This window comes from Pseudomonas sp. AMR01 (assembly GCF_041946035.1).
Lineage (GTDB): Bacteria > Pseudomonadota > Gammaproteobacteria > Pseudomonadales > Pseudomonadaceae > Aquipseudomonas > Aquipseudomonas antarctica_B.
Genome location: NZ_JAUTYR010000131.1, coordinates 1 through 589 on the forward strand (window position 1 = coordinate 1; position 589 = coordinate 589).

At 57.2% G+C, this 589-nt stretch carries 2 protein-coding genes; both read right to left on the reverse strand.

Annotated elements, in window-relative coordinates:
- Positions 1–216: hypothetical protein (locus Q7C20_RS26875; RefSeq protein ID WP_375071208.1), on the reverse strand; the 216-nt coding region annotated here is incomplete at its 3' end.
- A 90-nt stretch (positions 217–306) separates the two neighbouring features.
- On the reverse strand, positions 307–589 hold a 283-nt coding region (locus Q7C20_RS26880; protein ID WP_375071209.1), incomplete at its 5' end, for a hypothetical protein.

Below are 589 nucleotides of genomic sequence, written 5' to 3' on the forward strand. Positions count from 1 at the left end.
TAAGCGTGCGTTTGCGACGGAGAGGGCCTGCAATAGAGCCCCGTCGGACCTTGCCGTTTGCAGCCGTTCGCCGCGATGTCTGGCGATCAAGTACTTGCTGACGGACAGGTCTGCAGCTGCGGCCGCGGCAGAGATTTCCGCGCGTTCAGCCTCGGTTGCGTATAGCTTGTCCCATCGCTTACGCGTTTCAGATGCTAATTTTTTTGGGCGGGCCATGGCGGGTCCCCAATCTGCTACTGGTTTTACCCCGGTGGTCCGAGGTCTCTTGTTTTCCAGATGGGTTTCCCGTTGCGTAGCAGCACGTCTTCACAGCACATCAGGGTGCATCGCTTTTGCACGCGGAGGCACCTGTGATGCATCCGCGATACAAGGGTATCGATTGCTTCCGCACATTGCCGTCATCATTGGCACGCGAGCGACACCAGTGCTGCACCGCTTTTCTCTCGTGGCAGAAAGATTGGTGCGCTGTTCTTGGAATACTTGCGCATAGTCCAGAAGCGTTGTCGCTATCGCACCGATTTGCTGCGGCAATCGCATTGATACACGGAGGTCATCGGGGCGAACGATATCCAGGATACCGCGCAATCGC